Origin of the sequence: Pseudomonas sp. JR33AA, from assembly GCF_021378985.1 — a bacterium.
Taxonomy (GTDB): Bacteria; Pseudomonadota; Gammaproteobacteria; order Pseudomonadales; family Pseudomonadaceae; genus Aquipseudomonas; species Aquipseudomonas alloputida.
In genome coordinates, this window is sequence record NZ_JAJSAW010000020.1 from 16,388 (window position 1) to 42,473 (window position 26,086).

Sequence of the window (26,086 nt, forward strand, 5' to 3'; positions counted from 1 at the left end):
ATTCAACCTGGCCCTACACGGAGTTCCCCATGCTGCGCGCAACCGCCCTCGCCCTGGCCTGCCTTGCCAGCAGTTCGGCCATCGCTGCCGAGTCGCCTACCTACGGCCCCCAGCTCGAAGGCTTCAGCTACCCGCACCCCCTCAAGCATTTCGACTTCAAGTCCCAGGGCCAGGCCCTGCAGATGGGCTACATGGACGTGCCCGCCCAGGGCCAGGCCAACGGCCAAAACGTGGTGCTGATGCACGGCAAGAACTTCTGCGCCGCCACCTGGGAAACCACCATCGACGCCCTCAGCAAGGCCGGCTACCGGGTCATCGCGCCCGACCAGGTCGGCTTCTGTACATCAAGCAAACCAGCGTATTACCAGTACAGCTTTCAGCAACTGGCCGACAACACCCATGCCCTGCTCGAACAGCTGGGTGTGAAGCAAACCATTGTGCTTGGCCACTCCACCGGCGGCATGCTCGCCACCCGTTATGCGCTGATGTACCCACAGCAGGTGGAACGCCTGGCAATGGTCAACCCGATCGGCCTGGAAGACTGGAAAGCGCTGGGGGTGCCCTACCGCACCGTGGACCAGTGGTATGCCCGCGAACTCAAGCTGGATGCCGAAGGCGTACGCGAATATGAGCGCAAGACCTATTACGCCGGGCGCTGGAAGCCTGAATACGAACGCTGGGTGCAGATGCTGGTGGGCTTGAACAAAGGGCCGGGGCATGAGGCGGTGGCGTGGAACTCGGCACTGATCTACGACATGATCTTTACCCAGCCGGTGTACCACGAGTTCAAGCACCTGCAGATGCCGACCCTGCTGCTGATCGGCGACCAGGACACCACTGCCATCGGCAGCGATATCGCGCCGTCGGAGGTCAAGGCCAAGCTGGGCAACTATGCAGAACTGGGGCCGCAGGTGGCCAAGCTGATACCCAAAGGTGAGCTGATCACGTTCGAAGGCATGGGGCATGCGCCGCAAATCGAGGAACCAGTGCGGTTCAATCGCACCCTGGTCGAATGGCTGGGCAAGTGAGCCAATGATTGGGCCCTGTGGGAGCGCGCAGGCTTTGGGCTTTTGCGCAAGCCCGCTGCTGCCACAGGGTTTCTTTACACGTTCCAGACCTGCGCTTCTGTCCAGCCCAGCTCGGCAAAGTCGGCCGCCCGCAAATCCGCCTCTTCCTCGCAGAAAAACTCATCCAGCTGGGGTGGCCTGACCGCTGTATCACTGAGCATTGCGTGCACCTGCCCACGGTGATGCACCTGATGTTCGAACAGATGCGCCAGCAAACGCAGCCGCTGCTCGCGCTGCACCCGATCGGGCCGAACGACGCTCACATAGCGGCCAAGGTCGCCATCACTCAGCCCCTGGCAGTAGGCGATCAAACGGTGGTCAGCCTGGGCCTGCTCGGCATGCAGATCGGTACAGGTGGCAAACGGCTGCTGCGGGTCGAAAAAGCGTTCGCCGTCGGCATCGGGCTGCTCGCCGCGCTGCTCGCACTCAAGCATATGCAGGTAAAACCAATCCACCGTCAGCAAGTGGTTGAGGGTGGCCTTGATCGACGGGAAGAAGCTGCACCGCGGGGCGACGAACTCGTCCTGGGACAGTTGCAGGCAGGCCTTGTACAGGCGGTGGTTGGCCCAGCCATTGTTATAGGCCTGGGTCAGCAGATGATGCGATAGCGGCTGCATGGTCGGCTCCTTTTCAGGCGAAGCGTTGCAGTTGCATCTCCCGTAGCCGGCTCAGGGTGCGCTGGTACGGGAACGCCAGATACCCTTGAGTGTAGAGGGCATCGAGCGGCACCTGTGCCTCCAGGTACAACGCCACCCGCCGGTCATAGCATTCGTCGACCAGGGCAATGAAGCGGCGAACCGCATCGTCCTTGGGTGACAGCGCAGGCAATTCACGGTCACCCGCCACGACCCTCGCCGCGCCATCCTCGGTGCCACGGGCAATACGCCCCGCCCGCTGTTCCCCGCCCAGCGCCGGAACGCCGGATACCAGAATCGAGGGAAAACGGTCGCACAAGGCCATGAACTCCATGGCCGCCAAGGGCTGATCACACAGATCGGTGAAACGACACCAGATAGCCTGCTCACTGCGCCGCACGACGTGAATGTGCCTTGAGCCAATAACCAAGGGCTGATCCGTGCCGGCATCTTCCGGGCTGAGCTGGCGAAACACCTCGCCCAACTGGCTGGCCTGCCCTGCCTCGGCTACCCAATAGCGTTGCCGCGCTTCACCGGGGTGCAGGCGGTGATCCTGCTCGCCCGCTACCGGCAGTACCTGCATGTGACGACCAATGGCGGCGATGGCCGGCAGGAACCGCTCGCGGTTGAAACCATCGCGGTAGAGCTGCTCGGGTGGCTGGTTGGAGGTGGCGACAATCACCACACCCTGATCGAACAATACCTGGAACAGACGGCCGAGGATGATTGCGTCCCCAATGTCGCTGACGAACAGCTCATCGAAGCACAGCACGCGAATTTGCCGCGCCAGCTCCGCCGCCAGGGCCAACAGCGGGTCGGCGGTGCCGTTGAGTTGAAACAGGCGTTGATGCACCCAGGCCATGAAGTGATGAAAGTGCTGGCGCCGGCTCGGTATGCGCAGACAACGGTGGAACTGGTCCATCAGCCAGGTCTTGCCGCGACCGACCGGGCCCCACAGGTAGATGCCCTGGGTGGGGCGGCCCTGTTCGAGGGACTGGAAGCAGGCTTGCAAGGCCTCGACGACGCGGGCCTGGGCGGGGTCAGCGACGTAGCCCCGAGTGCTCAGGGCTTGCTGGTAGAGGGTTTGGGGGTCGATGGCCATGGCCACCATTCTACCCGACTGTCACCCCTCGGTGCAGGCGCGCGTCAGTGGGCCAGGCCGACCTTGAGTAGCGCGCCGTCCTTGTCATCGGTCAGTACATACAGGTAACCATCCGGCCCCACCCGCACATCACGGATACGCGCCTTCAGGTCACCGAGCAACCGCTCTTCATGCACCACCTTGTCGCCCTCCAGTTGCAAGCGGATCAACTCCTGCGTGGCCAGTGCACCGATGAACAGATTGTGGTCCCAGGCCTTGAACGTTGGGCTGTCGTAGAACGCCATGCCGCTGATACCCGGTGATTTTTCCCATACATGGTGTGGGTCGACCATGCCGTCCACATGCTTGCCCTTGGCCTCGGGGATTGGCAGCAGCGAGTAGTTGATGCCGTGGGTCGCAATCGGCCAGCCATAGTTCTTGCCAGGCTTTGGGATGTTGATTTCATCACCGCCGCGCGGGCCGTGTTCGTGGGTCCAAAGCTGGCCGGTCCAAGGGTTGAGCGCGGCGCCTTGCTGATTACGGTGGCCGTACGACCAGATCTCCGGGCGCACGTTGTCCTTGCCGACGAAGGGGTTATCCTTGGGCACTTCGCCGTCCGGCAGAATACGCACGACCTTGCCTTGCAACTTGTCCAGGTCCTGAGCAGTGGGGCGTTGGTTGTTCTCGCCCAGGGCGATGAACAGGTAGCCGTCTCGGTCGAACACCAGCCGCGAGCCAAAGTGGTTACCCACCGACAGCTTGGGCTGCTGGCGGAAGATCACAGTGAAATCCTCCAACCGGGCGCGGTCTTCGGACAGCTGCCCGCGGCCGACCGCAGTACCGGCCTTGCCGTCACTGCCCTGCTCGGCGTAGGACAAGTAAACGGTGCGGTCCTTGCCGAACTCCGGTGAAAGCGCCACATCCAGCAAGCCGCCCTGGCCTTCGGCCCAGACCTTGGGTACACCGCTGATCGGCGGGCCGACCTTGCCTTCGGCATTGACCAGCCGCAGATTGCCGGCGCGCTCAGTCACCAGCATGTCCTTGCCACCGGGAAGGAAGACCAGGGCCCAGGGGTTGCGCAGGCCATCAGCAAGCGTGTCGACGATCAAGGTACCTTCTTCGCTGGGAGACCGCTGTTCGGCCGCCGCATACGCCCACAGTGGCAGTAGCGCGGCGGCGGTCAGGGTGACTAGCCAGGGTGCTCGAAGCATGCCGAATTCCTTTCAAGTGGGCTTAGGGCGCACGTGGGTTGTCGCGCGGTGGCCGGGTGGGTTCCAGGTTCGGGGTTTGCTGCTGGCGGCGCAGGTTGTCGCCATTGCCAATGCCGCGGTTGTCCAGGGTGGGTGGGCGCTGGTACGGGTCGGTGGATGGGCCACGTACCGGTGGCGTAGCCGGCATGCTGCCTTGACGGCTGTTGGGGTTGGCCCGCTGGATCGGGCTGTTGTAAGGGTTGTTGTTGCCGGCAGCCAGCTGCACTGGCTGCTGTGCGGCTGCGTGCGCGGGCAGGCACAAAGCCAGGCTGAGGGCCAGGATGGGCAATGTCGGGGTCATGCTTCACCTCCTGTACGAAAATGCCGCGCCTGGTGGGTTTGATAGCCTAAGGCGCGAGGGGTTCGCGGCAAAAGTGTGAATGCGGGTGGAGTTGATTCCTGATGTTTCAGTATGGGCCGCGGAGGGCTGCTTCCCCCTCCAATGGCCGCAAAATCTACCGGTCGTTATCCACCATATGCCGCGCCGCATAGAGGCACAGCATCTCCATGGCCAGGGTTGCCCCGGCCAACGCGGTGATATCGGCATGGTCATAGGCTGGCGCCACCTCCACCAGGTCCATGCCTACCAGATTGATGCCACGCAGCCCACCCAGAATCTCCAGCGCCTGCACCGTGCTCAGCCCGCCACACACCGGCGTTCCGGTACCGGGCGCGTAGGCCGGGTCGAGGCAGTCGATGTCGAAGGTCAGGTACACCGGCCGCTCGCCCACCCGCTGGCGAATCGCTGCAATCACCGCCTCTGTGCCCTGACGGTGCACTTGCCTGGCGTCGAGAATGGCAAAGCCCTGGCTGTCGTCATTGGTCGTGCGCAGGCCAATCTGCACCGAGTGGGCCGGGTCAACCAGGCCTTCGCGGGCGGCATGCCAGAACATGGTGCCATGGTCGATGCGCTTGCCCGCCTCGTCCGGCCAGGTGTCACTGTGCGCATCGAAATGAATCAGCGCGAGCGGGCCATGGCGGCGGGCGTGAGCCTTGAGCAGCGGGTAGCTGATGAAGTGGTCGCCACCGAGGGTGAGCATGGCGCAACCCGCCTGCAGGATGTGCTCGGCATGGGCCTCGATGCTGTCCGGTACCGACTGCGGCGTGCCGCTGTCGAAGGGGCAGTCGCCATAGTCGATCACCGCCAGGTGGTCGAACGGGTCGAACGCCCACGGCCAGTGGCGGGCCCAGGCCTGCTGGACCGAGGCAGCACGGATCGCCCGCGGGCCGAAGCGCGCGCCGGGGCGGTTACTGGTGGCCGTGTCGAACGGCACACCGCTGACCACCACATCCACACCGCGCAAGTCGCGGCTGTAGCGGCGGCGGGAAAAACTGACGACACCGGCGTAGGTGCTTTCTGCGGCGGCACCATACAGGCTATCGCGGGTCATGGCCTGGTCATTGCTTGCGGCTTGGTCCACGGTCGGGCTCCTTGATTGTCATGGGCTATTGCCGGCTGCGGAAGGCGGTCCACAGGCGGTTGCGTTGGCGCAGGTCGGCCAGGGCCATGCTGCGGTCGGCATACAGGCGCTGACGCACCTCGGCCGACGGATAGATATCCGGGTCGTTGCGCACCGCTTCGTCCACCAGCGGCGTGGCAGCCTGGTTGGCATTGGCGAAGAACAGCGTGTTGGTCAACGCTGCCACCGACTCTGGCTTGAGCATGAAGGCGATGAACGCCCGTGCGGCCTCGGGGTGCGGGGCGTCCCTGGGGATGACCAGGTTGTCCTGCCAGACCAGCGTACCTTCGCGGGGGATGCGGTAAATCACCTCGAATGGCTTGCCGGCACGGCGGGCCTGGTCGGCGGCCATCGCTGCATCACCGTTGTAGGTCAGCGCCAGGCACACGCTGCCATTGGCCAGGTCGTTGATCTGCCGGCCGTTGGCAACGTAGCTGATCGACGGCTGCAATTGGCTCAGCAGGTTCTGCGCGGCAGCCAGGTCATCCTTGTTCTGGCTGTAAGGGTCCTTGCCCAGGTAGTTCAGGGCTACGCCGATCACTTCCTGGGGCGAGTCAGGCATAGCGATGCCGCAACCTTTCAGGCGGGTGGCGTACTCAGGCTTGAACAACAGGTCGAGGCTGTCCAGCGGTACATCGCCAAGGCGCTGGCGTACTGCCTCCACATTAACCCCCAGGCCCAGCGTGCCCCAGGTGTACGGCACCGCATGGCGGTTGCCGGGGTCAACCTCGGCCAGTTTGCCCAGCAGGTCCTTGTCGAGGTTGCCGTAGCCAGGCATGGCCTGAGCGTCCAGCGGTTGCAGGGCATTGGCCTTGAGCGCCCGAGCCAGCACGGTGGATGACGGCACCACAACGTCGTAGCCGCTACCACCGGTCAACAGCTTGGTTTCCAGCACCTCGGGGGTGTCAAAGGTGTCGTAACGCACCTTGTAGCCGGTTTCCTGTTCGAAGCGCTGCAGGGTTTGCGGGGCGACGTAATCGGCCCAGCTGTAGAGGTTGACGACCTTTTCTTCGGCCTGCAGCGGCAGGGCCAGCACCAGAGACAAAAGGCACAACGATCGACGCATGGCAGACACCTCGGTGAATGGGTGGATGCCGCGAGCATGCCAGCCGGGTTACATTGCACCAATGGCAAGTTTGCAAAGCTGACATTCATCAGGATCAATGTAATGCTTGGACAAGTGCACGACCCCGACCTGCACCTGCTGCGGCTGTTCGTCACTGTAGTCGAGGCGGGTGGCTTCAGCGCCGCTCAAGGCGTGCTAGGCGTGAGCCAGCCCACCATCAGCCAGCGCATGGCGCAACTGGAGGCACGTTTGGGTTACCGCCTGTGCAGCCGCGGCAAGGGTGGTTTTCGCCTGACGGAAAAAGGTGAATTGCTATTGGACGCGGCGCGTGGGCTGCTGCTGAACATCGAGCAGTTTCGCCAGCAGGCCAACGGCGTTGGCGGGCGGCTGCTGGGAACTGTGCGCATAGGCATGGCGGAAAACCAGGACAAGGCGGTGAGCCTGAAACTGGCGGCGGCCATTGCGGCATTTCGCAGGCGAGAGGAATCGGTGCAACTGGAGCTTGTCAGTGCACCGCCGGCGGAGCTGGAACGGCTGTTGCTGGAGCAGCGACTGGACTATGCCATCAGCTACTTTTCCGGCAACCAGGCGGCCTTTGATTACCAGCCCTTGTTCACGGAGCGCCAGCGGCTGTATTGCGGCAAGGGGCATGTGCTGTATGGCGAGACGCAGGTTGGGCTTGAGCCGTTGCGGGACATGGACCAGGTGCGCCATCCGTACCGTTTTCTCAAAGGGAGCGAGCCATTCCAGAGCAGACGCAGCACGGCAGTGGCGGAGCAGATCGAAAGCGTGCTGACGTTCATTCTGTCGGGGCGGCACATTGGCTACTTGCCCTGCCACTGTGCACAGGCCTGGGAGGCCGAGGGGTTGTTATGGGCGCTGGACCCTGAGCTTGATTTTGAAGTGCCGTTCACCCTGGCCCGGCACCGGGCACAGGGGGTTGGCGAGGCAGCCGGTGTATTTGCGCAGGATTTGCGGGCGGCGTTTGCCTGAACCGGCCCCTTCGCGGGTAAACCTTCGTAGGAGCGGGTTCACCCGCGAAAGGGCCGGCCCTGCTGGCCAATCTCCACCAGGCGTTCACCGTTGACGCCGCTACCGTATTCGCGGGTAAACCCGCTCCTACGCCTGATTGGGGGTGGACACGCATCGGTGGTTGGGCACAGGCCGCCGCGTAGGAGCGGGTTCACCCGCGAAGAGGCCGGCCCTGCTGGCCAATCTCCACCAGGCGTTCACCGTTGACGCCACTACCGTATTCGCGGGTAAACCCGCTCCTACGCCTGATCAAGGGTGGACACGCATCGGTGGTTGGGCACAGGCCGCCGTGTAGGAGCGGGTTTACCCGCGAAGAGGCCGGCCCTGCTGGCCAATCTCCACCAGGCGTTCACCGTTGACGCCGCTACCGTATTCGCGGGTAAACCCGCTCCTACGCCTGATCGAGGGTGGACACGCATCGGTGGTTGGGCAGCTCACCGCCGTGTAGGAGCAGGTTTACCCGCGAAAGGGCCCGTTCAGGCAACCACAATCAGTAAGCCATGCTCCAGGTCAGCGTGTAAGTACGCCCACGCCCCTGGTAGTCATACAGATACGCCGGCCCGTAAGTCGGCGAATAGAACAACGTCGCACGCTGTCCCCATACCGTGCTGTACTGCTTGTCCAGCAGGTTCTGAATACCGGCGCTGAAGGTGCCAAAACCGGTGTCTTGGCTGCCCAGCAGGTCGAATGTGGTGTAGCCGTCAATCTCGTGATCGGCGTCGTCCTTCAGGCTGAAGGCATGGTTGGCCTGCAACCGGGCACTGCGGCCATCACCCTTCCAGCCGACGAACGCGGTGGCCTTGGACAGCGAGGCATAACGGGCGTCGCGCTTGATCCAGCCGCCGTCCTCGGCCTCTTCCTCGGAGCGTGTCAGGTGCAATGTGCCGCCGGTTTCCCAGCCGGTCTGGAACTGCCGGGTCATTGCACCTTCAAAGCCGAAGTCGCGGCTTTTCTGCTCTTGCACATCGATGGTCAGCGTTTGCGAATCGACGTTGATGATCTTGTCCGACCAGATGTAGTACAGCGCTGCCTGTGCATCCCAATCCAGGTCCGCATAGCGCCAGCCCACTTCCACCTGGCGGCTCTTGATACCGGCCAACGGGTTATCGGCCACGCTCAGGCCCGGCTTGCCGTAGTACTTGGCTGGGTCAGGCAGGTCAAAGCCTTCGCCATAGTTGCTCCACACCTGGTGACCGTTCTTGAAGTCGTAGATAGCACCGACGTTGAACAGGTTGACCTGATAGTCGTTACTGCCGCCAGGCACGCCCTTGAAGTCGCTGACATCCACGTCCATCTGCTGGCGCCGGGCGCCACCGGACAACGTCAGGTTATCGGTGGCATGCCAGTCCAGCTGGCCATACACCGACACGCCATCCACCCGGTAGCTGGGGTAGCGTGCGGCCTTGCTGTCTTTTTCCAACTCAAGGCCACCCGATTCGGACGAGGTCTGGGCATTGAAGGTGGTCTGCTCGGCGTTGAAGCGCTCACGGTCCAGGTCAACGCCGTAGGTCAGCTTCAGCGTGTCCCACTGCTTGGCAAACAGGCCCTTGAGGCTGGTAACCTCGAAGTTCTGCTGCGAGGCAGCAAAGTACACCCCGCGCGAGCCGGTGGGCGTGGCACGGTTGTAGTACGGGAACGGGTAGAAGTTGTCGTCTTCCTTGCGGTACGAGGCCTGCAGGTAGAAGTCCTGGCCCAGCACGTCGGTGTGGTGGTAATTGGCGTTTAGCAGCAGGCGCCGCGTACGCGGCTCCAGGTCCGATGAATAACCGCTTCGCAGCTCGGCGTCTTCCAGGTCCGATGGCGCGTTGTAGTTCAGGTTGGGGAAGTAGATACCCGTGCTGCCGTGGTTGCCCGAGTCGTAGTACTGGGCCAATAGGTCGAGGCTCTGCTGGTCGTTCAGCTGCAAGCCCAGGGTACCGAGTACGTCGATGGTGCGATTGTACTGCAGGTCGGTCTGGGTGTTGTCGATGAAGATCTGATCGCCAGCACCATCGTAGAAGGCTTCGTTCTGCTCACCGGAAACACCCAGCCGGGCATTGACCCGCTCGTTGCCGCCGCTGACCGACTGGGCGAAGCGGGTGGCCAGGTCGTCGCTGTTGTTGAAACCGCTGCTGGCCCCCAACTGGGTCTCGAAGCGCGCCGGGCCAGGCTCGCCCTTCTTGGTCACGATGTTGATGATGCCACCGGTGGCGCCACCGCCGTAGATGGCGCTGGCCCCAGACAGCACTTCGACGCGCTGGACATTGAACGGCGAAATGCTGTCGAACTGGCGGGACAGGCCACGTGAGCTGTTCTGGCTGACCCCGTCGATCATCACCAGCACGTTGCGCCCACGCATGTTCTGGCCGTAATTGGTGCGCCCTTCCGGCGCCAGGTCAAGGCCCGGCACCAGCTTGCCGATGGCTTCCTTCAGGCTGACGCCGCTGTCGATCTGCTCGCGCAATTGCTGCTGGTCCACTACCCAGACGGTCCCAGGGATTTCGCTGATTGCGGTGCTGGTGCGCGAGGCTACGCTGACTTCGATCGGCTTGAGGTTGACCGCCTGCGGCGCGGCATCGGCCTTGCGCAGGGTGACGGTGCGAGCCTCAGTGAATTGCCAGCTCATGCCGCTGCCGGCCAGCAACTGCTGCAGGGCCTGCTCGACACTGTAGTTGCCCTGCAACGCGGGGCTGACCTGGCCGGCGACATCGCCTGTGGTGTACAGCACGTGCAGGCCGGCTTGGTCGGCGAAGGTGGTCAGCGCCTGATCCAGCGGCTGGGCTGGCAGGTCGAGCTGCACCTGACGGGCCTGCATCTGGGGCTTTTCGGCAGTGGTCGCGGCCCCTGCGTGCAGGGGACCGACCAACATGGCCAGGGCACTGCAGGACATCAAGGCATGGTGAAGAGGACCGCGACGGCGGTGCAAGGGCTTGAGCATCAGAGGCACGAATGAGCTTCCTGACAAGTCGTAAATGAGAATGGGTTGCTGATCAGTCTCACTACGACGATCTGGCTTGCAGGAACTTGCACCGGCAAATGAAAAATATTTTTGTTTCTGTCCGGCCTCTTCGCGGGCAAGCCCGCCAAGAGGCTGGCACAGGCGGATCAATGCACCACGGCCAACCACGGCAGGTAGGTCACCTTCAGGCCATACCGTTGCTCCAACGTCCGCAACAGGGCCTCCGGCTCATCCAGGTCAAACACCCCGCTCACCTCCATCGCAGCCAGCTTGCTGTCGGACAACACAATGCGCCCATGCCTGTATCGCTCAAGCTCTGTCAGCACCTGCCCCAGTGGCTTGCCGTTGAAGATCAGCTTGCCACGCTGCCAGGCCATCTGCGTGCCGGCATCGGCCGCCACCGCCAGTTCATGTTCACCCACCTTGGCTTCACCGCGTGCCAACACCACGCGGCCATCGCGGTGCACGCTGAAGGTGGCGGCATTGCCCTGCACCGGCGCACCGGCCGTATCGACCACAAACGGACGTGCATCATCGGCGGTCTCGAACAGGGCCTCACCCGCATCGAGCACCACACGCCGCTCATGCTCGCTGAACACCACGCTCAAGGCACTGGCGCTGTTCAGCGTCACCCGTGTGCCATCTGTCAGGGTAATGACCTGCCGTTCACCCACGGCGGTGTGGTAATCGGCCAGCAGCCTCGGGGCTTGCTGCCACCCCGTCACGGCGGCCACCAGCAACACCACCGATGCCGCCACACCCGCCTGCTTCAGCCGGCCGCGGCAATGGCGCAAGGCCTGGCCGATGTACTTTGCCACCATGCTCTCGGAAACCCCCAGGCGTTGAGCAACCTGCTTCTGGGTCAGGCCCTCGACCCGGTTGAGCAACAGCGCCTGGCGGGCATTGTCGGGCAACTGCAACAGCGCCTGGTCAAGAATCTGCAAGCGCTCGCGGGCCAGCAACGCCGCCTCGGGTGCCGGCGCCGGGCAGGCCACCTCACAGGCTCCGTCGCTGTCGTCGTGGCTGGCGGCGATGCGTTGCTCACGGCGCAAGGCGTCAATCGCCAGGTTGCCGGCCACGCGGAAGATGAAACTGCGCGCGTGCAACACCGGCACCGCCTGCTCGTCGATGTTCACCAGCTTCAGGTAGGTTTCCTGCGCCACATCGGCCGCGCGCTGACGGTCGCTCATGCGCCGCGTCAGAAACTGCAGCAGGTCGTCGTAGTGCTCCTGGAAACTTGCCAGCAGGCCCGACATGGGTGAAGTCAGCATGATTTGGGAACAGCCAGTAAGAGAGGTTATCGGGCGTTAATGAGAAACAGTATCTTTCATATGAACCGACACTTTCAACGTCGACGCGCATTTGCCACACTGCCAGCTCCACTCCGGCAAGGTCACAGCCTATGACTGCACGTCTGTACCGATACACCCGCTTGTGCCTGGTCCTGCTGATGGCCTGTGGCCTGCCGGCCTGTGCGCTGTTCCAGCCACGCGACCCGGTGAACATCAGCGTGATCGGCATCGAACCACTGCCCGGGCAGGAGCTGGAACTGCGCATGGCGGTAAAAATGCGGGTGCAAAACCCCAATGAGGCGCCGATCGATTACAACGGCATCGCCTTGAACCTGGAAGTGAACGGCCAGCCGCTGGCCGCTGGGGTCAGTGACCAGCAGGGGCACATTGGCCGTTACGACGAAGCGGTGATCGTGGTGCCGGTGAGCATCACTGCGTTTTCCTTCCTGCGCCAGGCCTATGGGCTGGGCAAGGTAGATTCGCTGCAGGGTCTACCCTACAAACTGCGCGGCAAACTGGCCGGCGGGCCGCTGGGGACCGTGCGCTTTACCGACGAAGGCAAGCTGGACCTGCCCAAGGGCACCTACTGGTAAGCGCCGGGCGGTGTGCTCAGCGGTTGGCGCTGGCTGCGGCCATCAGCTTGTTGACTTCGCTGCGCACCATGCTGGCGTATTCCGGCGGCGTCATGCCGTCCAGTTCGGCGCGCACCCACTCGGCCCATTTGCCCTTGCGCCGTGGCTTTTCGGCAATCAGCCGGGCGGCTTCGGCCTTGGCTTTGCCCAGGTTGTTCTGCCACATCTCGAACAACCGGGCCTTCTCTGCCTCGATCTGCGCCCGTTCCTCGAAGCTCATGTTGGCCAGATTGAAACTCATGAAGGTACCTGCAGGTTTGAAAATGGCCGCTATCTTACACCCAGGCAACCCATCACCGGAAAGCCGCCGCAACTTTCCCGACGTGGCGGCATCCATTGTTCACACCACCCCATTGACGAGGACGAGTTCATGGCCCGAAAAAACACCACGCTGGCGGACAGCGATCAGATCAAGGACCAGGTATTCAGCGAACTGCAATCGCTGATAGAAGAATCGGAAAAACTGCTGAACGACAGTGCCGCGCTGGTCGGGGAAGAAGCAGAGACGTTGCGCGCCCAGGTGAGCCTGAAGCTGCGCCAGGCACGCCAGGCGGCGAGCAACGTGCGCAGCAAGGCGCAACCGATGGTGGAGGCCACCCAGGACTACATCGGCGGCCACCCCTGGCAGACCGTGGCCATTTCCGCCGGCCTCGGGCTGGCGGTCGGCCTGCTACTGGGTCGGCGCAGCTAAGGCCTGCGCCGCCTGGTGCCCATCAGGCGGCCAAAGCCTGCGGGATGCCGCTGTGGAAGCGCAGCTCCTGGTCTGGCGACTGGATCAGCTCCATTTCCGCAGCGCGTACCAGCTCGACGCGGCGGGCGATGTCCGCCTCATCACCGTAGTTGTGCGCCAGTTTCAGGTAGCCCTGGTAGTGGCGCGCTTCGCTTTTCAGCAACCCGTGGTAGAAGCGGCCCAGCTCTTCATCCAGATGTGGCACCAGCGCAGCAAACCGTTCGCAACTGCGTGCCTCGATGAACGCCCCCACCACCAGTGTATCCACCAGCTTGACCGGCTCGTGGGCGCGCACCAGCCGGCGCAATCCCGACGCGTAACGCCCCGCCGACACCGGGCGCAGCGGCACACCGCGACGCTTCATGAGGCGTAACACCTGTTCGTGATGCACCAGTTCCTCGCGGGCCAGGCGCGACATCATGTTGATCAGATCAAGGTGAGTGTTGTACTTGGCGATCAGGCTCAAGGCCGTGCTGGCGGCCTTGAACTCGCAGTTCTTGTGGTCGATCAGCAGGGTTTCCTGGTCGGCGAGCGCCGCTTCGATCCAGGCGTCTGGCGTCGGGCAGCCAAGAAAGGCGTCGATTTCGGGGATCAGGGACATAAGCGTGCAACCACACAGAACAGGCAGGGCCGGCGATTATACCGGCGGCGGCTGGCGACGCCAGTGACTATGCTTGATGTACATCAAGCGCTGGAGGGGGAAGCGCCGACTATAGTCAGGCATTGGTCGCCATCATCGAAGGGAGTTAACGCCCATGCAAGCCGTCCGCAGCATCCTCGTCGTCCTCGATCCCGCGCACGCCCACAGCCGGGCGCTTACGCGCGCCAAGCTGATCGCAGGCGTCACGGGCGCACGCCTGCACTTGCTGATGTGCGACAAGCGGCATGATCACAGTGCGCTGCTCAGCCTGCTGAGCAGCCAGTTGCATGACGACGGCTACGACAATGTCACCCACGAAGAGAGCTGGCGCGACAGCCTGCACGACACCATCATCCATGTACAGCAGGCCGAAGGCTGCGAACTGGTGATCAAGGAACACCGCCCGGACAACCCGCTGAAAAAGGCCCTGCTCACCCCCAGCGACTGGAAGCTGCTGCGCCAATGCCCAAGTGCGGTGCTGATGGTCAAAAGCGATCGGCCATGGACCGGGGGCAAGATTCTGGCGGCGGTGGACGTGGGCAACCAGGACGAAGACCACCGCCGCCTGCATGCCAGCATCATCGACCACGGCTTCGAGATTGCCAAACTGGCCAAGGGCGAACTGCATGTCATCAGTGCCCACCCGTCGCCGATGCTGTCCGCGTCGGACCCGACGTACCAGCTGAGCGATACGATCGAAAAGCGCTACCGTGAAGCGTGCAGCGCGTTCCAGGCCGAATACGGCATCAGCGAAGCATGCCTGCATGTGGCCGAAGGGCCGGCGGATGTGTTGATCCCACATACCGAACAGAAGCTCGATGCCGTGGTGACGGTGATGGGCACGGTGTGCCGCACGGGGATTTCCGGGGCGTTGATTGGCAATACCTCGGAAGTGGTGCTGGATGCACTGGAGGGCGATGTGCTGGTGCTCAAGAGCGAAGAGGCCATCGCCCACCTGGCGGAGCTGGCCCGTGGCTGATTAGGCAATATGCAGGCCCCTTGTAGGAGCGGGTTCGCCCGCGAATGCGTCATTGATTTCAACGCCACATTCGCCGGCAAACCCGCCCCAAGGTTCCGTTGCCGCCCGGGAATCTAGACCAACGCCTCCCGCACCTTCGGGTCAAGCCCCTCCCCCCCGTGGGCCTCGCTCCACTGCGCCAACTGCCGCAGCATCGCCGGCGTCCAGAAGCTCTTCATATGTTGCCGCACCCCTTGCACCGCCAGCGCCCGATCGGGCTCGCTGTCGAAGTAATGGGCAATCTGGTTGGCCATCTTGACCAGGTTTTCGCTGCTCATCGGCGAACCTCGGCTTTCTCCGCACTGCGGCGCTGTTTCAGCAGCCGCTGCTGTTCATCACTGAAGTCCTGGTAGCGCTTTTGCCATTGCGATGGCTGGAACACTTTCACTACTTCCACTGCCGTCACCTTGTATTCGGGACAGTTGGTGGCCCAGTCGGAGTTGTCAGTGGTGATCACGTTGGCCCCCGACTCCGGGAAGTGGAAGGTGGTGTACACCACCCCCGGCGCCACCCGCGCACTGACCTTGGCACGCAGCACAGTCTGCCCGGCGCGGCTGCCGATACCGACCCAGTCACCGTCTTGGATGCCACGGCTTTCCGCGTCGGTCGGGTGGATCTCCAGGCGGTCGGCATCATGCCAGGCAACGTTGGCAGTGCGCCGGGTCTGCGCGCCCACGTTGTACTGGCTGAGGATACGGCCGGTAGTCAGCAGCAACGGGTAGCGGTTGTTGACCTTTTCGTCGGTGGGCACGTAGCCGGTGAGCATGAAGCGCCCCTTGCCACGCACGAACTGGTCGATGTGCATGGTCGGCGTGCCATCTGGCGCGGCGTCGTTGCACGGCCACTGCAGGCTGCCGTGGCGGTCGATTTCAGCGTAGCTGACACGACGGAAGGTCGGCGTCAGGCGGGCGATCTCGTCCATGATCTCGGAAGGATGGCGGTAGTTCATCGGGTAGCCCAGGGCATTGGCCAGGGCCACGGTAGCTTCCCAGTCGGCCTTGCCGGCCAGCGGCTCCATGACCTTGCGCACCCGCGAAATACGCCGCTCGGCGTTGGTGAAGGTGCCGTCCTTTTCCAGGAACGAACTGCCCGGCAGGAACACATGGGCGAACTTGGCAGTTTCGTTGAGGAAGATGTCCTGCACCACCACGCACTCCATGGCAAGCAAGGCCGCCGTGACGTGCTGGGTGTTGGGGTCGCTCTGGGCGATGTCCTCACCCTGGCAGTACAGCGCCTTGAAGCTGCCATCGAGCGCCGCTTCGAACATGTTGGGAATGCGCAGACCCGGGTCGGGCTGCAAGGTCACGCCCCAGGCCTGTTCGAACTCGGCGCGCACGCCCTCGTTGGAGACATGCCGGTAGCCGGGCAGCTCGTGGGGGAACGAGCCCATGTCGCACGAGCCCTGCACGTTGTTCTGCCCGCGCAGCGGGTTCACCCCTACCCCTTCACGGCCGATGTTGCCGGTGGCCATGGCCAGGTTGGCAATGCCCATCACTGCGGTGCTGCCTTGGCTGTGCTCGGTCACACCCAGGCCGTAGTAGATGGCCGCGTTGCCGCCGGTGGCATACAGCCGGGCCGCGGCGCGGATCTGCTCAGGTGGCACGCCACAAACCGGGCCGAGCACCTCGGGGGCGTTTTCTGACAGGCTGACGAAGTCGCGCCAACGGGCAAAGTCTTCGGTTTCGCAGCGGGCATCGATGAAGCGCTGGGCCAGCAGGCCCTCGGTGACGATCACGTGGGCCAGGGCGTTGAGCATGGCCACGTTGGTGCCTGGGCGCAGTTGCAGGTGCAGGTCAGCGCGGGCGTGCGGCGAGTCGACCAGGTCGATGCGCCGCGGGTCGATCACGATCAGCCGCGCCCCCTGGCGCAGGCGGCGCTTGAGTTGCGAGCCGAACACTGGGTGGGCGTCGGTGGGGTTGGCGCCGATCACCAGCACAACGTCGGCCTGCATCACCGAGTCGAAGCTTTGCGTGCCGGCCGACTCACCCAGGGTCTGCTTCAGGCCATAGCCGGTGGGCGAATGGCACACCCGTGCACAGGTGTCGACGTTGTTGTTACCAAACGCCGTGCGCACCAGTTTCTGCACCAGGTAGGCTTCTTCGTTGGTACAACGGCTGGAGGTGATGCCGCCAATGGAGTCGCGCCCGTATTTGAGCTGGATGCGGCGGAACTCGCTGGCGGCATAGGTCACGGCCTCGTCCCAGCTGACTTCCTGCCACGGGTCTTCCAGGCGCTTGCGGATCATCGGTTTGGTGATGCGGTCCGGGTGGGTGGCGTAGCCCCAGGCAAATCGGCCCTTGACGCACGCGTGGCCATGGTTGGCGCCACCGTTCTTGTCCGGAACCATGCGCACCAGCTGGTCGCCCTTGATTTCGGCGCGGAACGAGCAGCCAACGCCGCAGTAGGCGCAGGTAGTAATGACCGAACGCTCAGGCTGGCCAAGCTGCACCAGGCTCTTTTCCGTCAGGGTCGCGGTCGGACAAGCCTGCACGCAGGCGCCGCACGACACGCATTCGGAAGCCAGGAAGTTTTCGCCCCCCGCAGCCGCCACCCGCGATTCGAAACCGCGCCCGGTAATGGTCAGGGCGAACGTCCCCTGGATGTCCTCGCAGGCACGCACACAGCGGCTGCAGACGATGCACTTGCTAGGCTCGTAGTCGAAATACGGGTTGGAAACGTCTTTTTTCTCGTCCAGGTGGTTGGCGCCGTCATAGCCGTAGCGCACCTCACGCAGGCCCACCTGGCCGGCCACGGTTTGCAGCTCGCAGTTGCCGTTGGCCGAACAGGTCAGGCAGTCCAGCGGGTGGTCGGAAATGTACAGCTCCATCACGTTGCGGCGCAGGCCGGCCAGGCGCGGGGTTTCGGTGCGCACTACCATGCCTTCAGTGACTGGCGTGGTGCAGGACGCCGGGTAGCCACGCATGCCTTCGATTTCCACCATGCACATGCGGCAGGAGCCGAAGGCTTCGAGGCTGTCGGTGGCGCACAGTTTGGGGATGCTGGTGCCCAGCATGGCAGCGGCGCGCATGACCGAGGTGCCAGCAGGCACGCTGATGGCGCGGCCGTCGATGCTCAGGTTGACCTGCACGTCGCTTTCACGGGCCGGGGTGCCGAGGTCGCTGCTTTTATCAGAAGCGGGGTCAAAGAAATTGATCACTGTGCGGCCTCCGTGGTGGTCAGCCCAAAATCGGCAGGGAAGTACTTCAGCGCGCTGGCCACCGGATAGGCAGTCATACCGCCCATGGCGCACAGCGAACCATACTGCAGGGTGTCACACAGGTCGCGCAGCAACAGCGCCTGGTCGTGGCGCTCGGTGATGTCGCTGCTGGCGATCAGCCGGTCGACCACTTCCATGCCCCGGGTGGAACCGATGCGGCACGGGGTGCACTTGCCGCAGGACTCTTCGGCACAGAACTGCAGGGCGAAACGCGCCATGCTGGCCATGTTCAACGTATCGTCGGCCACCACCACACCGCCGTGGCCGAGCATCGCGCCTACAGCAGCAAACGCTTCATAGTCCAGTGGGGTGTCGAAATGGCTGGGGGGGACCCAGGCACCCAGCGGGCCACCGACCTGTGCGGCCTTCAGCGGCCGGCCACTGGCCGTGCCACCGCCATAGCCTTCCACCAGCTCGCGCAGGGTCAGGCCGAACGCGCGCTCTACCAGGCCACCCTGGCGAATGTTGCCGGCCAGCTGGAACGGCATGGTGCCCAGCGAGCGGCCCATGCCGAAATCGCGATAAAATGCTGCACCCTTGGCCAGAATGATGGGCACCGAAGCCAGCGTAAGCACGTTGTGCACCAGCGTCGGCAGGCCGAACAGCCCTTGCAGCGCAGGCAGCGGTGGCTTGGCGCGGACGATGCCACGCTTGCCTTCGATCGATTCGAGCAGCGCAGTTTCTTCGCCGCAAATATACGCGCCGGCGCCCACCCGCACTTCCAGGTCGAACGCCTGGCCGCTGCCGGCTACGTCAGTACCGAGGTAGCCAGCGTCACGCGCGATGGCGAAGGCCTGGTCAAGTACCCGAATGGCGTCGGGATACTCCGAACGCACATAGACGTAGCCCTTGTCGGCCCCCACGGCTAGACCGGCAATGATCATGCCCTCGATCAGCAGGAAGGGATCGCCCTCCATCAGCATGCGGTCAGCGAACGTGCCCGAGTCACCCTCGTCGGCGTTGCACACCACGTACTTCTGCCCAGCGCCAGCATCACGCACGGTGCGCCACTTGATGCCGGCCGGGAACGCCGCACCACCACGGCCACGCAGGCCAGAATCGAGCACTGCGGCAACCACTTCGGCACCGTCCAGCGCCACGGCGGCCTCAAGGCCTGCGAAACCGCCATGGGCACGATAGTCGTCCAGTGACAATGGGCGGGTGATGCCAGCGCGAGCGAACAGCAGGCGTTGCTGGGTCTTGAGATAGGGTATTTCTTCGACCGGCCCCAGTGCCAACGAGTGGCCACCGGGTTCGCCCGCCAAAGCATCAAGCAGTGACGGCACATCGTCTGGCGTAATCGGACCGAAACCCAGGCGCCCCTGCGCACTGTCGCACTCGATCAGCGGCTCCAGCCAGTAAAGCCCGCGCGAGCTGGTGCGCTGGATGTCCAGCGGCAACTGGCGGCGCTCGGCCTCAAGCAGCAGGGCATCGGCAACCTGGTCGGCACCCACGGCACGGGCTACCGAATCACAGGGAATGTACAGCTTCAGCATGCTGAGCCCTCCCGGCAACCGTTGACCAAGTCCCGCAGGCGCTCAGGGGTAAGGCGCGCATGCACCTGGCCGTCCAGCTCCAGCGCTGGCGAGCAGGCACAGGCACCCAGGCAGTACACCGGGCGCAGGCTGATGGACCCATCGGCGCTGGTACCGTGGTCGTCCAGTGCCAACTGTTCACGCAATTGCGCGGCCAGGGCTTCGGCGCCACGGCTTTGGCACGACTCGGCACGGCACAGGCGCAGGGTGTGACGGGCGGGCGGCGCGGTGCGGAAGTCGTGATAAAAACTGATAACCCCACGCACTTCAGCCAGGCTGAGGTTGAGGGCATGGGCGATTTCGGGAACAGCAGCGTCGGGGATGTAACCCATCTCGTGCTGGACGGCATGCAGGATCGGTAACAGGGCACCGGGGGTGTCCTTGTCGCGGGCCAGAATGCGCTGGATTACAGGCAGGTGGAGCAATTCATCAGGCATACAGCGGACCTCGGCATCACGGACCCTGCCTGTTTTTTTCAAGGGGCAGGTTTCCGGCGTGTTCTGCTGCGGCGCACCGCCCACGTCACAGTTGCGTGGTACTGGCGGCCTCCTCGCCCACGGCCGCACGTCTGCGCGTACTGACCCTTGGGCATCCTGCTAGCATGGCACTTGTGGCGCCGAGGGGTTGCATACGAGCGACCAGGCGCATTCTGAAACCGACGCACGTGGTTGCGCCCCGGCATCATCTGCCGTGGCTTGCCGATCAGGTGGGTCTTGAAACCATCGTTGCATGCACCAGGCCCTCGAAACCGAACCTGGTAGATTGCCGGGCCTGCCAAACAGCAGCCCCAGCAATGGGCTGCCATCCAGCATGGCTACGGGGCAGCGCGCGACTGAATTCAGTCGGTAGACTGCTCCGCCGCTGTGGCGGTGGCGGGCGCCGGAGCCTGGGCCTTTGACTTGGCACGATTGCGTCGATCCTGGCTGCGTTGCCGCGCCGCCTGCTGCTTGGCATGCAGCGCCTGAGCGGCGGTCACGGTACCTGCGGCCTGACCATTCAGGTCAAGGCGCGGGGCATTCTCTACCATGCTCGCCCAGTATCGAGCGCCCCGGCACCACGTGGAAATGCCCAGCTTGAGCTGTTCGCGGGTTAACCCAAGCAGCTCCAGGTGTTGCTCGGCATCCTTGAAGATGCCCTCCTTGAGCGGCACCTTGGGGGCCGGGTTGACCGGGAAGGCCAACGGAAAATGCTTCTGCAGGGGCCAGATCGCTGCCACCGCCGGGTCCATCTCACGCGGCTTCGCCTGCGGGGGCGACTTGCGCTTGGACGGTTTCGCGCTTTCGGCCTTTACCTGCCCTTTTTCCGCCCGCAGGCGGTCTCGTAGCTCAGCTAGTTGTTCAAAACCCATTGTTCATTCACTGCTTCGAAGTTGATTGCGTGGTGCAAGGATACCCCATGCAGCCAGCACATTGCTTGCAGGCCAGCTTTCCCGGCTAGCCAAGGCACCAGCGCACGCCTGTACGACGGCCCTCAGCTGAACACCCAAAGCACGCGTGTGGGCTTGTCGGTCAGGTTGGCGTAACGAAAACGGGCGTGGGGTTGCAACTGGAAACTGTCATTGGCATGCAGCGTGACCGGGTCGGCATCGCCCAACCATACGGTCAACTCGCCTTCGAGCACGAAGCAGCCCTGCTCCGAGCTGTCGTCCAGGTACTCTTCGCCACTGCTGGCCCCCGGCTGCAAATGGCTATCGAGCATGGAGAACGCGCCCGTTATGGAGGGCGATGCCAGCACATCGGTAATGCCACCCGCCAGGTGCAGCGTGCGACGCTCGTGAGGGCGGGTCACCCAGTCGAGCTCGCGGGGTTTGTCCAGCTTGTAAAAGTACGCTGTCGAAACACCGAGCTCTTCACTGATGGCAGTGAGATCGGCCACCGTCGGGCGTGATACGCCGCGTTCGACCTGGGACAAAAAACCCACCGAACGGCCGATGCGTTGTGCAAGCTCGCCCAGTGTCAGTCCCTTGAACTTGCGCAGGTCACGAATCAGTACTGCCAGGCCTTCGATTTCTTCGTGCACTTTCATGGTTGAATCGCGACTTTCAGACGGGAAATGGATGCCCAGAAAAGTACAGGATTCATTTCACAAAGCAAAATGCTTTGCCGAAGGTGACTGACGTGAGTTGTACGATCAGGGCACCGATCGAGCACCACGCAGGCGGCGCTCGATCTCCCAGGTGCTGAGAACAGCTAACCAGGCCTTCTGCCCTTACCGAACAGCCTCATAGGTCAGGTCCAGGCACTTGCGGGCTTTCTCCACCAGCTCGTCGATCTCTTCGATACTGATCACCAGCGGTGGCGCGATGATCATGGTGTCGCCCACAGCGCGCATGATCAGGCCGTTGTCGAAGCAGTGCTGGCGACAGATCATGCCGACACCTTTGCCCTCATACCGGGCCCGGGTGGCCTTGTCTTTCACCAACTCGATCGCACCGAGCATGCCCAGGCCACGCACTTCGCCTACCAGCGGGTGGTCGGCCAGTTCGCGCAGGCGTTGTTGCAGATAAGGCGCGGTTTTATCGTGCACCTGGCGGATGATCTGCTCGTCACGCAGGATCCGCAGGTTCTCCAGGCCCACCGCTGCCGCCACCGGGTGGCCGGAATAGGTGAAGCCGTGGTTGAAGTCGCCGCCTTCGCTGATGACCTTGGCCACCTCATCACGCACGATCACCCCGCCCATGGGGATGTAACCCGAGGTCAGGCCCTTGGCGATGGTCATCAGGTCAGGCTTGAGGTCGTAGTAATCGGTGCCGAACCACTCACCGGTACGGCCGAACCCGCAGATCACTTCGTCGGCGACGAACAGGATGTCGTACCTGGCCAGGATTTCCTTGATTTTCGGCCAATAGGTCTGCGGCGGAATGATCACGCCACCGGCGCCCTGGATCGGCTCGGCGATGAAGGCGGCAACGTTGTCCACGCCAACTTCGAGGATCTTCTTCTCCAGTTGCTCGGCCGCCCACACGCCGAAGTCGGCCTCGGTCATGTCGCCGCCTTCGCCGAACCAGTATGGCTGCGGGATGTGCACGACATCCGGGATCACCCCGCCCTGCTGGTGCATGCCACTCATGCCGCCCAGGGCCGCGCCCGCCACGGTAGAGCCGTGGTAGCCGTTGATGCGGCCAATGATGACCTGCTTGTTCTTCTGGCCCTTCAACGCCCAGTAATGGCGAACCATGCGCAGCACGGTGTCGTTGCCTTCGGAGCCGGAGCCGGTGAAGAACACATGGTTCATGCCTTGCGGGGCCACCTCGGCGATCGCCTTGGCCAGCTCCAGCGCAGGCGGGTGCGCGGTCTGGAAGAACAGGTTGTAGTAAGGCAGCTGCTTCATCTGTTGGCTGGCGACCTCGGCCAGCTCATCACGACCGTAGCCGACCGCCACGCACCACAGGCCCGCCATGCCATCAAGAATCTTGTTGCCCTCGCTGTCCCACAGGTACACGCCCTTGGCCGAGGTGATGATGCGCGGGCCTTTCTCGGCCAGTTGCTTGACATCGCTGAACGGGGCCAGGTGGTGGTCGCGGCTCATCGATTGCCAGGCAAGGGTCTGCGAATTCTTTTCACTCATTGACTTCTACTCCATCAAGTTGCGCAGCCAGGCTGCGCGGGTACTTTTGATGATTGGGAACGGGCGGTGTTCAGGCCGACAGCAACAGCCTCTGGCGCAATGCCGAGCGATGCCGGCAGGCCTTGCCAAACGACTGGAAGATGGTCAGGTAATGCGGGTTGTCCATGACCTGGAACTCGGGGTGCCATTGCACGGCCAGGGCAAAGCCCTTGCCGTTCTCGACCGAAATCGCTTCCACCAGGCCATCGGGTGCCAGCGCCTCCACCCGTAGCCCCGGGGCCAGTACATCGATGCCCTGGCCATGGATGGAGTTGACGTCGAAGACCGCCGGCAAGCCCATGCGGTCGAGCAGGCCGCCGGGCTCTACATGCATGGTGTGGCGCGGCCCATACTGCTTGTCGATGGGCTCACCTTTGCCTTCGCGGTGGTCCATGAACACACCGGTCTCGTGGACCTTCTGGTGCAGGGTGCCGCCAAGTGCCACGTTCATTTCCTGAAAGCCACGGCAAATGCCAAGCACCGGCACGCCGGCGGCGATGGCCGCACGCATCAGCGGCAACGTGGTGGCATCACGCAGCGGGTCGTGCTGGGTGCCCGCTGCACTGGCCGCGCCGTTGTAATGGAACGGCTCGATGTTGGACGGCGAACCGGTGAAGATCAGCCCATCCACCACGTCAAGAATATCGGCGCTGTCCATCAGTTCACCGAGGCTGGGAATCACGATGGGCAGCCCACACGCTGCCTTGGCTGCCGCGCGTGCGTACTTCTCGCTGATGGTCTGGGTTGCATGCAGCTCGATCATGCTGGTGCATGCGGTAATGCCGATAACGGGCACACGTGGCATATCTTCCTCCGGCAAATCCATATTGCGCGTTGTGTTGAAAGGGAGGGTACAGCGTCGCTGTTCGACCTTCGGCACCTACAGGAACCAGCGGTATTCGCGGGCATCGATGTGGCGCATGAAGTCCAGTTGCTCCTGGTATTTGTTTTCGCAATAGACCATCACGAACTCACTGCCCAGGCCTTCGTTGACCACCGGGTGGTGACGCATGGCGGCCAGGGCGCTGAGAGCATCCTTGGGGAAGTCGATGCCGCTCTGACGGTTTTCGTTCAGCGGGGCGATGGGCTCGACGCCGCGGTCCAGGCCATGCTCCATGCCGGTCAGGATGGCCGCCAACACCAGGTACGGGTTGGCATCGGCACCGGCGATGCGGTGTTCGATGCGCAGGTTGCGCGGGTCGGACTCGGGGATGCGAATGCACGCGTCACGGTCTTCGAAGCCCCAGCTGGCCTTGCTCGCCGCATTCACCATGGCGCCGTAGCGGCGGTAAGCATTGTGGTTGGGGGCGAAGATCGGCATGCAGTGCGGCAGCAGCTCCAGGCACCCCGCCACCGCATGGCGCAGCTTGCGCTGTTCAGCGCCGGCCAGGATGTTGTTACCGGCAGCGTCATACAGGCTGACATGCACATGCATGCCGCTGCCCGGCGCGTCCAGGTACGGCTTGCTCATGAAGCTGGCACGGTAGCCGTGCTTCATGGCGATACCGCGGGTACTGCGGCAGAACAGCGCCGACCAGTCCGCCGCGCTCAGGGCATCGTCGCTGTGGGAGAAGTTGATCTCGAACTGGCCTGGGCCCAGCTCTGCGGTAATGACGTTGGCCGGCACGCCCTGCTCGTTGGCGCCATCGACCATCTCGTGCAGCACCGACGAGAAGCGTGAAAGCCGCTCGATGTGCATATTCGGCTGGTCGTCCTCATCCCCGGTCGCCGTGTCCCGTGGGTACTGTGGCAGGCCGTTGTCGAGTTTGCGGTCGAACAGGTAGAACTCCAGCTCGAAAGCCACCACCGGGCGGATGCCGCGTTTGGCCAGGCGCTGAATCACGCGGGCCAGCACTTCACGGGGCTCGAACTCGATAGGCTTGTCGGTGCCGTCGGAGGTGATGAGCATCTGGGCGATCACTTCCTTTTCCCAGCGCACCGGCTTCAGGGTACCCGGCACCAGGCGCCGGGCAGCATCCGGGTCGCCGTCGGCAAAGCAGTAATCGCCAATCGGGTAAAGGCCACCCTGGGTACCCAACAACACGCAGTTCTGCGGCAGCTTCAGCGGCGCGCCGGCTGCGACTTTCTCCAGCATGTCCATGGGGTAGCGCTTGCCGTAGAAGTGCCCGGGGATATCCAGCGCAATCAGGTCGACATAACGAATTTCTGGGTGCTCCGCTCGGAACGAGCGCACTTCAGCCAGCAGATCAGCAAAGATGACACTCATCTTCTTATCCTTGTGAGGTGAACGAATTCAATTGAAGACCCAGAGCACGCGGGTGGGTTTTGCCGTCAGGTTGGCGTAACGGAACTGCGCGTGGGGTTGCACCTGGAAGCAGTCGTTGGCCTGCAGGGTCACGGCCTCGCCGTCGTCCAGCCATACCGTGAGTTCACCTTCAAGCACGAAACAACCCTGCTCGGAACGGTCACTCAGGTACGCCTCGCCACTGGTGGCGCCAGGCTCCAGATGGCTGTCGAGCATGGCGAATGCACCGGCGATGGTGGGCGAAGCCAGCACATCGGTGATGCCCGACTCCAGGTACAGCGTGCGCCGCTCGTGGGGACGCGTGACCCAGCCAATGCTGCGGGGCTTGCTCAGGTTGTAGAAGTACGCGGTGGATACGCCGAGCGCTTCGCTGATGGCAGTGAGGTCCGCCACGGTAGGGCGCGAAACACCGCGTTCGACCTGAGAGAGGAAGCCGACCGAGCGGTTGACGCGCTCGGCCAGTTCGCCCAGGGTCAGGTTCTTGAATTTGCGCAGGTCGTGAATAAGGATCGCGAGGGCTTCAACCTCTTCGTGCATCTTCATCGTTTCGAACTGCCGTGAAATTTTTGGACTTATTTTTCATGAAAATTTACATGATAAATTTCACGCGTCAAGCCGAAC

General features: G+C 63.3%; 25 protein-coding genes. 5 read left to right on the forward strand and 20 right to left on the reverse strand.

From position 1 onward, the window contains the following. The first annotated feature begins 29 nt into the window (after window positions 1–29). Complete coding sequence (locus LVS58_RS22295; RefSeq protein WP_233692840.1) at window positions 30–1,028, forward strand: alpha/beta fold hydrolase; 999 nt, start codon at window positions 30–32, stop codon at window positions 1,026–1,028. 74 nt (window positions 1,029–1,102) lie between these two features. On the opposite strand, the gene LVS58_RS22300 is transcribed toward LVS58_RS22295, so the two are convergent. The 6 genes from LVS58_RS22300 to LVS58_RS22325 form a co-directional block, all read right to left on the reverse strand. Further along, window positions 1,103–1,684, reverse strand: a complete 582-nt coding sequence (locus LVS58_RS22300; protein WP_233692841.1) for a DinB family protein — start codon at window positions 1,682–1,684, stop codon at window positions 1,103–1,105. A gap of 13 nt (window positions 1,685–1,697) precedes the next feature. Beyond that, window positions 1,698–2,804: a cell division protein ZapE gene (zapE, locus tag LVS58_RS22305; protein ID WP_233692842.1), complete on the reverse strand. Its 1,107-nt coding sequence runs from the start codon at window positions 2,802–2,804 to the stop codon at window positions 1,698–1,700. 44 nt (window positions 2,805–2,848) lie between these two features. Beyond that, the gene (locus LVS58_RS22310) at window positions 2,849–3,994 is read right to left on the reverse strand and encodes a PQQ-dependent sugar dehydrogenase (RefSeq protein ID WP_233692843.1); all 1,146 of its coding nucleotides are present in this window, start codon (window positions 3,992–3,994) and stop codon (window positions 2,849–2,851) included. 22 nt (window positions 3,995–4,016) lie between these two features. After that, window positions 4,017–4,334 (reverse strand): hypothetical protein, encoded by a 318-nt coding sequence (locus tag LVS58_RS22315; protein ID WP_233692844.1) that lies wholly within the window; start codon window positions 4,332–4,334, stop codon window positions 4,017–4,019. A gap of 154 nt (window positions 4,335–4,488) precedes the next feature. Next, on the reverse strand, window positions 4,489–5,454 hold the full coding sequence (gene speB, locus LVS58_RS22320) for an agmatinase (RefSeq protein WP_233692845.1): 966 nt from the start codon (window positions 5,452–5,454) through the stop codon (window positions 4,489–4,491). A gap of 25 nt (window positions 5,455–5,479) precedes the next feature. Further along, window positions 5,480–6,559, reverse strand: coding sequence for an extracellular solute-binding protein (locus tag LVS58_RS22325; RefSeq protein WP_233692846.1), 1,080 nt, complete (start codon window positions 6,557–6,559; stop codon window positions 5,480–5,482). A gap of 102 nt (window positions 6,560–6,661) precedes the next feature. Between LVS58_RS22325 and LVS58_RS22330 the strand changes: the two genes are divergently transcribed. Further along, entirely contained in the window at window positions 6,662–7,552 is an 891-nt protein-coding gene (locus LVS58_RS22330) for a LysR family transcriptional regulator (protein ID WP_233692847.1), read from the forward strand. Window positions 7,553–8,081: 529 nt separating this feature from the next. Here LVS58_RS22330 and LVS58_RS22335 read toward each other — a convergent pair. Continuing rightward, on the reverse strand, window positions 8,082–10,508 hold the full coding sequence (locus tag LVS58_RS22335; RefSeq protein ID WP_233692894.1) for a TonB-dependent receptor: 2,427 nt from the start codon (window positions 10,506–10,508) through the stop codon (window positions 8,082–8,084). A 167-nt stretch (window positions 10,509–10,675) separates the two neighbouring features. Further along, window positions 10,676–11,800, reverse strand: coding sequence for a sigma-70 family RNA polymerase sigma factor (locus tag LVS58_RS22340; RefSeq protein WP_233692848.1), 1,125 nt, complete (start codon window positions 11,798–11,800; stop codon window positions 10,676–10,678). Window positions 11,801–11,931: 131 nt separating this feature from the next. Here LVS58_RS22340 and LVS58_RS22345 point away from each other — a divergent pair, with 131 nt between their 5' ends. Further along, the gene (locus LVS58_RS22345) at window positions 11,932–12,414 is read left to right on the forward strand and encodes an LEA type 2 family protein (protein ID WP_233692849.1); all 483 of its coding nucleotides are present in this window, start codon (window positions 11,932–11,934) and stop codon (window positions 12,412–12,414) included. A 16-nt stretch (window positions 12,415–12,430) separates the two neighbouring features. On the opposite strand, the gene LVS58_RS22350 is transcribed toward LVS58_RS22345, so the two are convergent. After that, a complete protein-coding gene (locus LVS58_RS22350) occupies window positions 12,431–12,694 on the reverse strand; it encodes a hypothetical protein (RefSeq protein ID WP_233692850.1) in 264 nt (87 codons plus the stop codon). Between the two features lie 129 nt (window positions 12,695–12,823). Between LVS58_RS22350 and LVS58_RS22355 the strand changes: the two genes are divergently transcribed. Then, window positions 12,824–13,144 carry a DUF883 family protein gene (locus tag LVS58_RS22355; RefSeq protein ID WP_233692851.1) on the forward strand — a complete coding sequence of 107 codons (321 nt, stop codon included), beginning with the start codon at window positions 12,824–12,826 and terminating at the stop codon, window positions 13,142–13,144. 22 nt (window positions 13,145–13,166) lie between these two features. Here the strand turns inward: LVS58_RS22355 and LVS58_RS22360 are convergent, their stop codons facing one another. Next, window positions 13,167–13,784, reverse strand: a complete 618-nt coding sequence (locus tag LVS58_RS22360) for a tRNA-(ms[2]io[6]A)-hydroxylase (protein ID WP_003248869.1) — start codon at window positions 13,782–13,784, stop codon at window positions 13,167–13,169. 154 nt (window positions 13,785–13,938) lie between these two features. Between LVS58_RS22360 and LVS58_RS22365 the strand changes: the two genes are divergently transcribed. Beyond that, entirely contained in the window at window positions 13,939–14,802 is an 864-nt protein-coding gene (locus LVS58_RS22365; RefSeq protein WP_233692852.1) for a universal stress protein, read from the forward strand. A gap of 113 nt (window positions 14,803–14,915) precedes the next feature. On the opposite strand, the gene LVS58_RS22370 is transcribed toward LVS58_RS22365, so the two are convergent. From LVS58_RS22370 to LVS58_RS22415, 10 genes are all read right to left on the reverse strand, one after another. After that, entirely contained in the window at window positions 14,916–15,119 is a 204-nt protein-coding gene (locus LVS58_RS22370) for a formate dehydrogenase subunit delta (protein ID WP_233692853.1), read from the reverse strand. Next, on the reverse strand, window positions 15,116–17,998 hold the full coding sequence (fdhF, locus tag LVS58_RS22375) for a formate dehydrogenase subunit alpha (protein WP_233692854.1): 2,883 nt from the start codon (window positions 17,996–17,998) through the stop codon (window positions 15,116–15,118). Before fdhF ends, LVS58_RS22370 begins: the two co-directional genes overlap by 4 nt. Beyond that, entirely contained in the window at window positions 17,995–19,554 is a 1,560-nt protein-coding gene (locus tag LVS58_RS22380) for a formate dehydrogenase beta subunit (RefSeq protein WP_233692855.1), read from the reverse strand. Before LVS58_RS22380 ends, fdhF begins: the two co-directional genes overlap by 4 nt. Next, window positions 19,548–20,030 (reverse strand): formate dehydrogenase subunit gamma, encoded by a 483-nt coding sequence (locus tag LVS58_RS22385; protein WP_233692856.1) that lies wholly within the window; start codon window positions 20,028–20,030, stop codon window positions 19,548–19,550. Before LVS58_RS22385 ends, LVS58_RS22380 begins: the two co-directional genes overlap by 7 nt. A gap of 401 nt (window positions 20,031–20,431) precedes the next feature. Next, complete coding sequence (locus tag LVS58_RS22390) at window positions 20,432–20,941, reverse strand: ProQ/FinO family protein (RefSeq protein ID WP_233692857.1); 510 nt, start codon at window positions 20,939–20,941, stop codon at window positions 20,432–20,434. Window positions 20,942–21,063: 122 nt separating this feature from the next. Next, the gene (locus tag LVS58_RS22395; protein WP_233692858.1) at window positions 21,064–21,618 is read right to left on the reverse strand and encodes a helix-turn-helix domain-containing protein; all 555 of its coding nucleotides are present in this window, start codon (window positions 21,616–21,618) and stop codon (window positions 21,064–21,066) included. A 183-nt stretch (window positions 21,619–21,801) separates the two neighbouring features. Beyond that, window positions 21,802–23,160, reverse strand: coding sequence for an aspartate aminotransferase family protein (locus tag LVS58_RS22400; RefSeq protein WP_233692859.1), 1,359 nt, complete (start codon window positions 23,158–23,160; stop codon window positions 21,802–21,804). Window positions 23,161–23,230: 70 nt separating this feature from the next. Further along, window positions 23,231–24,004, reverse strand: a complete 774-nt coding sequence (locus LVS58_RS22405; RefSeq protein WP_233692860.1) for a gamma-glutamyl-gamma-aminobutyrate hydrolase family protein — start codon at window positions 24,002–24,004, stop codon at window positions 23,231–23,233. Window positions 24,005–24,079: 75 nt separating this feature from the next. After that, on the reverse strand, window positions 24,080–25,426 hold the full coding sequence (locus LVS58_RS22410) for a glutamine synthetase family protein (RefSeq protein ID WP_233692861.1): 1,347 nt from the start codon (window positions 25,424–25,426) through the stop codon (window positions 24,080–24,082). A 27-nt stretch (window positions 25,427–25,453) separates the two neighbouring features. Further along, a complete protein-coding gene (locus tag LVS58_RS22415) occupies window positions 25,454–26,008 on the reverse strand; it encodes a helix-turn-helix domain-containing protein (RefSeq protein WP_233692862.1) in 555 nt (184 codons plus the stop codon). Between the last annotated feature and the right edge of the window lie 78 nt (window positions 26,009–26,086).